Here is an 8,010-nt window from a genome sequence, read left to right on the forward strand (position 1 = left end):
GCCTTTACAAGGAAGCCATCATGAAAGCAGAAGACTACATGTCGTTCATCGATGCGTGGGAAGGTCGCGCCACCATTCGTACTCGTCCACGCAGGATCGTCGAGAACGATGAAAAACTGATCTACCCCCTCAGCCGTCAGCCGCTGGTGCTCAGTGACACATTCATCCGCGAGTGCGCGCATTTGCGCGATTACGCCTTGGTACAGAGCCTCTACAAGTTCATCAACGATGTGGTGATCTTCGAGACCGAGATCGTCGACAGGACCGCACGCAGCATCGCCAAGGACCACTTTACGATTCGCTTCCCGTTCGCCTGTCGCTATGACGCGATGACGGTGGTGGTCGATGAGGACTATCACGCACTGGTCGCCATGGACTTCATGCAACAGACCATCGCCCTGACGGGCATAGCGCCTATCCCGTTGCCGGACGAGATTGAACTCAGCCGGGCCATTCCCGCCGCACTGGCTCTGGCCCCGGAGCATCTGCGCAGCGCATTGGAGCTGATCTGTGTCGCCATCGCGGAGAACACCGTGACCAATGACGTGGCGGCGTTTGCCAAGGACGAATCGGTCAAGCAATCGGTCAAGGGCCTGATGGCCGACCACCTGCTGGACGAGGGGCGTCACTCGGGCTTCTGGGCGCGGCTGGTACGCATCTACTGGCACACCGCTCCCCAACAGGACCGGGAATCCATCGCCCGCATCATGCCGGTGTTCATCGCTCAATACCTGACCAACGATCTTCAGAATGGCTTCGACTTCACCCTGATCGACCACCTGCAGGTGCCGGACACCGTCAAGCAGGCGCTCAGGGACGAAACCAGGGCTGTGAGTTTCCCAGTCAACCGCCATCACCCACTGGTGGCTAACATCGTGCGTTTCTTCAAGAACAGCTCGATGCTGGACGATCCTTGTGTGCAGCGGGCGCTGGTGGACTATCTGCCGACTCGGGGGACACTGCAATGAAGCGCCTGGAGATTGTGCTCATGGGTCACAGCCTGACCCTGACTGAACTGAATACCGAGCTGCAGGACCACGGGCATGGCGTGCGGCATCTGTCCGATCAGCAGGCGCTGGACGCGCTGAAGATGCCTGATGGCTGCGTGCTGATCGAAGACGGCAGCCTGGACCTGACAAAGGAACAACTGAGTGCGTTCGGCCACTTCACGCATCTGAGCCTGCGGTTCGGTATCAGCGGGGAACTGGAGTACGGGTTACCCCGGCTGGAGCTGCTGTGCTGGCATGGCGCTGCCGAAGCTCGACGCTTGATCGTTCATGAATGGCTGCCGGTCGAGGAATCAGGCAACGGGCGCGTACTGCGCGATGCGGCTGTCGCAGCCATGGTGGATCTGGCGGCGTTACAGATCAGCCGGCTATCCAGAGACGACGACTATTTCAACGGTCTGACAAGCGTCACACCCGCCCAGAGTGATCGACAGTATGGCTTGCAGGCGGTTGATCAATTGCTGTTCGAGCATCGTCTGAATCAGACAGATCAACCGCACCTGCTGAAACGGGCCGAAACACCCATCACCGAGCGGCTGGAGCAGGCGCTGCTGACGTTTGCCGAACGCCCGGCACTGTCCATTCGCAACCAGACGCTCAGCTATCGGCAACTGCACGCGCACAGTCTCGCTATCCAGCGCTTGCTGCAGCCGTTGCTGGTGCACGCAAAAGCCGGCGCACCTCCGGTGATTGGTATCTGCCTGAGCAAGTCAGCCGAGCTGTACGCGGGCATCCTCGCGATTCTGGGTTGCGGTGCGGTGTACCTGCCGCTTGATCCCGGCCAGCCTGTGCAGCGTCAGCAGTACATTCTGGAAAACTCGGGGGCGATGCTGTTGCTGCACGATGGCTCGCATCCACTGGCCGCTGCGGAGTTTCCGGCGCTGGATATCGCGGCGGTGCATGTCGAGGACGTAGCTTCAGCGCATACAGGCGCCGCTGCCGATCAGGATGCGCCCTGCATGGCGCTGTACACGTCGGGTACCACCGGGCAGCCGAAAGGCGTATTGCTCAGCCAGCGCAATCTCAGCCACTTCACCGCCTGGTATGCCGAGCATGTGAGCCTGAACGAACATAGCCGGGTGCTGCAGTTCTCGACGCTGAGTTTCGACTCGTCGATCATCGACATTTTCCCCACCTGGCTCAGTGGCGCCGAACTGGTGGTCCCCGATGAGGATCAGCGGCGTGATCCGTTGCAGCTGGTCCGCGTGCTGCAACAAGGCATCACCCATGCATTCCTGCCGCCGGCGCTGTTGAGCATCCTGCCGCTGGATCAGCCGCTGGGGCTTGAGCATGTCATGACCGGAGGCGACGTCTGCGAGCCGCATGTGATTGTGCAACTCACCGGGCAATGTCATTTCCACAACCTGTACGGCCCCACCGAAGCCACGGTGTTGGTCACCGCCTGCGAGTTCGGGCCGTCCAGCAGCAACCGCCATCTGGGCCGACCGATCGCCAACAGCCAGGCGTGGATTCTGGACGAGCAGTTGCAGCCCGTGGCCGAGCAGACTCAGGGGGAGCTGTACATCGTCGGACCCGGTGTGTGCCTGGGCTATGTCAACAACCCAAAGCTTACCGCCGAGCGTTATGTGTGGCTGACGAAACCGGATGGGCAGCTAATGCGCGCCTATCGCACCGGCGATATCGCCAAGTGGACGGCTGACGGCATCGTCCTCAGCGGACGTCGTGATAATCAGGTAAAGATTCGCGGCTTTCGGGTCGAGCCCGAGGAGATCGAGCATTGCCTGCGCGACAGCGGACTGTATCGACAGGTTGCCGTGGTGATCGACAACCAACGGCGAATTCTGGCGTTTCTCGCTCAACCGTATATTGAGCATGACGAACAGGCGCTAAAGGCCCATGTACAACGTCTGCTGCCTGATTACATGCACCCCGCCGTCTACACGATGTTGCCCGGCATGCCATTCGCCAGCAACGGCAAGGTAGATCGTAAAGCGCTTCTGGAAATACCGCTGAGCTTTACCGGGCAGCACACTCGCCGTCTGCCCGAGACTACGCAGGAGCAGGCACTGCTCGAGCTATGGGGCGAGCTGCTGGAGCTGCTGCCAGACGACATCTCGACTGATGAAAGCTTTTTCAATCTCGGAGGCCACTCGATCCTCCTGTCGCGCCTGTTGCTGGGGGTTCGTGAACGCTTTGGGCGCAGCATTCCTATCAATCGTTTTATCGAAGCACCGACAGTACTGACGCTGGCCAGCCTGATCGACAGCGACGGCACTTCGGCGGGTGTCCTCAGCGCTCAGGCGCTGCGGGATGCCAACCCGGACTTTCAACTGGCTACATTGCCCGTCAGCAGGCTGGGTGATGTTCATAAGGTGATTGTCACGGGTGCCAATGGCTTTCTGGGTGTGCATATCGTCCAAGCGCTGCTCAGTTGGGGAGCGACAGAGATCGCCTGCCTGGTGCGGGAGACTTCTGGACAAAGCGCACAGCAGCGTTTCGAACATGCCCTGCGGGAAAACCGTCTGGATCACCTGGACCTGAGCCGCGTAAAGGTCTACCCCGCGGACCTGACGAAGCCAAGGCTGGGGCTCAGTGAAGCGGTGTATGAACGACTGGATCTCAAGTTTGGTGCGTTGGTGCACAACGCTGCCAATGTGAACCATGTCCAGGATTACGAAACCCTGGTCAAAGACAATGTGGCCCCGGTCTTTGAATGCCTGAAGCTGTGTGAGGGGCGCAGTAAAAAGATCTTCAATTTCGTTTCGACGCTGTCTGCCTGCAGTGCCATCGATGCCGCTGGCAATGTGCTTGAACGACCCGCTGCCGCGACCCCGCCGATCTACATCAAGAACGGCTACAACCTCTCCAAGTGGGTGGCTGAGCGCATCCTGCAATGTGCCCGGGACCAAGGTGCCTGGGTGAACATCTATCGCCCCGGCAACATCGCCTTCAACAGCGTGACCGGCGTGTGTCAGCCACAGAAAAACCGCCTGATGCTGATGCTCAAGGGTTCGCTGCAATTGGGTCAGGTTCCGGCGTTCGCCATCAACTTCGACCTGATGCCGGTGGACTTTCTGGCGCGCTTCATCGGCTTCCATGCCAGCCGTTATCAGCCAGAACATGCGGTATTCAATCTGCATAACCCCGAGCCCTTGAGCTGGAGCGACTACGTGCACGCCTTTCGCGAGGCCGGGCGTCAGTTCGAGCTGGTCAGCGTCGAGCAATGGCAGGCGCAACTCCGGCGCGTCGACAGCCAGAACGCGCTGTTTGGCGTGCTGGGGTTTTACCTCGATGGGTTTGAAGAAGACATCGGCGATATCTCGATGATCGAGCACCGCAACACCCTGAACGGCATTCGTCGCATGGGCGAGCAATACCCGCAAAAGACTCCGGCGTTGCTGCGCAGGGGCTGCGATTACCTGAAAGAAATCGACTTCATCTGAGCCACTACCCACTGAGATAAATGGAGAACGACATGAACACATTTCACAGCAATCTGAAACCCGACACACTCATCAAGAACCCGGTGACGTGCCGAGTGGTGTCCGCCGTGGAAGTCCCAGGTGATGCGGCCAGCGTGTGGGCTGTTGTCGGCAATTTCGGTGGCTTCCAGGCATTCATACCGGCACTGGAGAGCATTGAGGTCACCGGTGAAGGTCCGGGCTCGGTTCGCAGCAAGCTGTTCAAGGATGGCAACGTGGCCATCGAACAACTGAACTCCAGGGACGATCAAGCGCTTTATATGACCTGGTCACTGATCCACACCAGCTTGCCAGTCAGCAATCTGTGGGCAGCAATGACTGTTGACGCTACCGGCGACGGCGATACCTGCCTCGCCAGCTGGACGATTGTTGCCGACCCTGTTGAGGGAGGGCCTGAGGGGGATGCATTTGAGGCGTTTCTTCAGGGGTTTGCAGATGGCGCAATGAGTAACGTGCGCAGCCTGTTTGGCTGACTGATGCTGCACCACAACAGCCCGCTCGGAGCGAATGCCTGAGCGGGCTTTTTTATTTGATAACCCATAACGACAAAACCCCTCATCGCGTAAGCGATGAGGGGTTTCGGAATTCAATCTTGACGATGACCTACTCTCACATGGGGAAACCCCACACTACCATCGGCGATACATCGTTTCACTGCTGAGTTCGGGATGGGATCAGGTGGTTCCAATGCTCTATGGTCGTCAAGAAATTCTGTTGCCGATCCGTTAGCAGTTAACGTTCCAGCGAATTTTGGTGACTTCTACTTAAACAAAAACCCTCAACGCGTAAGCGATGAGGGTTTCTGGAATTCAATCTTGACGATGACCTACTCTCACATGGGGAAACCCCACACTACCATCGGCGATACATCGTTTCACTACTGAGTTCGGGATGGGATCAGGTGGTTCCAATGCTCTATGGTCGTCAAGAAATTCGGGTACCGAATCGTGCCGTACGGCGCGCTTCAGCAAATCGGGTATGTGATAGTCGATTCAGGTGTCGTTCGTGACGCAAACTTTCGGTTCATGTCATCTTCACAGTCACCGCAATCTGGTCATTCGACGCAAATTGCTTGGGTGTTATATGGTCAAGCCTCACGGGCAATTAGTATTGGTTAGCTCAACGCCTCACAGCGCTTACACACCCAACCTATCAACGTCGTAGTCTTCGACGGCCCTTTAGGGAACTCAAGGTTCCAGTGAGATCTCATCTTGAGGCAAGTTTCCCGCTTAGATGCTTTCAGCGGTTATCTTTTCCGAACATAGCTACCCGGCAATGCCACTGGCGTGACAACCGGAACACCAGAGGTTCGTCCACTCCGGTCCTCTCGTACTAGGAGCAGCCCCTCTCAAATCTCAAACGTCCACGGCAGATAGGGACCGAACTGTCTCACGACGTTCTAAACCCAGCTCGCGTACCACTTTAAATGGCGAACAGCCATACCCTTGGGACCGGCTTCAGCCCCAGGATGTGATGAGCCGACATCGAGGTGCCAAACACCGCCGTCGATATGAACTCTTGGGCGGTATCAGCCTGTTATCCCCGGAGTACCTTTTATCCGTTGAGCGATGGCCCTTCCATACAGAACCACCGGATCACTAAGACCTACTTTCGTACCTGCTCGACGTGTCTGTCTCGCAGTCAAGCGCGCTTTTGCCTTTATACTCTACGACCGATTTCCGACCGGTCTGAGCGCACCTTCGTACTCCTCCGTTACTCTTTAGGAGGAGACCGCCCCAGTCAAACTACCCACCATACACTGTCCTCGATCCGGATAACGGACCTGAGTTAGAACCTCAAAGTTGCCAGGGTGGTATTTCAAGGTTGGCTCCACGCAGACTGGCGTCCACGCTTCAAAGCCTCCCACCTATCCTACACAAGCAAATTCAAAGTCCAGTGCAAAGCTATAGTAAAGGTTCACGGGGTCTTTCCGTCTAGCCGCGGATACACTGCATCTTCACAGCGATTTCAATTTCACTGAGTCTCGGGTGGAGACAGCGCCGCCATCGTTACGCCATTCGTGCAGGTCGGAACTTACCCGACAAGGAATTTCGCTACCTTAGGACCGTTATAGTTACGGCCGCCGTTTACCGGGGCTTCGATCAAGAGCTTCGCTTGCGCTAACCCCATCAATTAACCTTCCGGCACCGGGCAGGCGTCACACCCTATACGTCCACTTTCGTGTTTGCAGAGTGCTGTGTTTTTAATAAACAGTCGCAGCGGCCTGGTATCTTCGACCGGCATGAGCTTACGCAGTAAATGCTTCACCCTCACCGGCGCACCTTCTCCCGAAGTTACGGTGCCATTTTGCCTAGTTCCTTCACCCGAGTTCTCTCAAGCGCCTTGGTATTCTCTACCCAACCACCTGTGTCGGTTTGGGGTACGGTTCCTGGTTACCTGAAGCTTAGAAGCTTTTCTTGGAAGCATGGCATCAACCACTTCGTGTTCTAAAGAACACTCGTCATCAGCTCTCGGCCTTAAGATCCCGGATTTACCTAAGATCTCAGCCTACCACCTTAAACCTGGACAACCAACGCCAGGCTGGCCTAGCCTTCTCCGTCCCTCCATCGCAATAACCAGAAGTACAGGAATATTAACCTGTTTTCCATCGACTACGCTTTTCAGCCTCGCCTTAGGGACCGACTAACCCTGCGTCGATTAACGTTGCGCAGGAAACCTTGGTCTTTCGGCGTGGGTGTTTTTCACACCCATTGTCGTTACTCATGTCAGCATTCGCACTTCTGATACCTCCAGCAAGCTTCTCAACTCACCTTCACAGGCTTACAGAACGCTCCTCTACCGCATCATCAAAAGATGATACCCGTAGCTTCGGTGCATGGTTTGAGCCCCGTTACATCTTCCGCGCAGGCCGACTCGACTAGTGAGCTATTACGCTTTCTTTAAAGTCCCACTTAACCATGACTTTGGGACCTTAGCTGACGGTCTGGGTTGTTTCCCTTTTCACGACGGACGTTAGCACCCGCCGTGTGTCTCCCATGCTCGGCACTTGTAGGTATTCGGAGTTTGCATCGGTTTGGTAAGTCGGGATGACCCCCTAGCCGAAACAGTGCTCTACCCCCTACAGTGATACATGAGGCGCTACCTAAATAGCTTTCGAGGAGAACCAGCTATCTCCGAGCTTGATTAGCCTTTCACTCCGATCCACAGGTCATCCGCTAACTTTTCAACGGTAGTCGGTTCGGTCCTCCAGTTAGTGTTACCCAACCTTCAACCTGCCCATGGATAGATCGCCCGGTTTCGGGTCTATTCCCAGCGACTAGACGCCCTATTAAGACTCGCTTTCGCTACGCCTCCCCTATTCGGTTAAGCTCGCCACTGAAAATAAGTCGCTGACCCATTATACAAAAGGTACGCAGTCACCCAACAAAGTGGGCTCCCACTGCTTGTACGCATACGGTTTCAGGATCTATTTCACTCCGCTCTCCGCGGTTCTTTTCGCCTTTCCCTCACGGTACTGGTTCACTATCGGTCAGTCAGTAGTATTTAGCCTTGGAGGATGGTCCCCCCATATTCAGACAAGGTTTCTCGTGCCCCGTCCT

Annotated in this window: 3 protein-coding genes and 3 rRNA genes (1 of these 6 cut by a window edge); 3 read left to right on the top strand and 3 right to left on the bottom strand. The window is 56.4% G+C overall.

Features of this window, described 5'->3' with window-relative positions:
* The first annotated feature begins 20 nt into the window (after positions 1-20).
* Genes AO388_RS11150 through AO388_RS11160 form a run of 3 tightly spaced genes read left to right on the top strand, consistent with a single transcriptional unit; the run spans position 21 to position 4,923 of the window.
* Complete coding sequence (locus tag AO388_RS11150) at positions 21-968, top strand: diiron oxygenase (protein WP_058416463.1); 948 nt, start codon at positions 21-23, stop codon at positions 966-968.
* Positions 965-4,411 (top strand): non-ribosomal peptide synthetase, encoded by a 3,447-nt coding sequence (locus AO388_RS11155; protein ID WP_058416464.1) that lies wholly within the window; start codon positions 965-967, stop codon positions 4,409-4,411. The genes AO388_RS11150 and AO388_RS11155 overlap by 4 nt, the downstream gene beginning before the upstream one ends.
* Positions 4,412-4,443: 32 nt before the next feature.
* Entirely contained in the window at positions 4,444-4,923 is a 480-nt protein-coding gene (locus tag AO388_RS11160) for an SRPBCC family protein (protein WP_058416465.1), read from the top strand.
* A gap of 117 nt (positions 4,924-5,040) precedes the next feature.
* Here the strand turns inward: AO388_RS11160 and rrf (AO388_RS11165) are convergent.
* From rrf (AO388_RS11165) to AO388_RS11175, 3 genes are all read right to left on the bottom strand, one after another.
* Positions 5,041-5,156 (bottom strand): 5S ribosomal RNA (rrf, locus tag AO388_RS11165).
* Positions 5,157-5,263: 107 nt separating this feature from the next.
* Positions 5,264-5,379: ribosomal RNA gene (rrf, locus tag AO388_RS11170) — 5S ribosomal RNA — on the bottom strand.
* 154 nt (positions 5,380-5,533) lie between these two features.
* Positions 5,534-8,010: ribosomal RNA gene (locus tag AO388_RS11175) — 23S ribosomal RNA — on the bottom strand; it runs 420 nt beyond the window's last position.

The sequence above is a fragment of the Pseudomonas sp. ICMP 10191 genome, from assembly GCF_001467335.1.
Lineage (GTDB): Bacteria > Pseudomonadota > Gammaproteobacteria > Pseudomonadales > Pseudomonadaceae > Aquipseudomonas > Aquipseudomonas cerasi.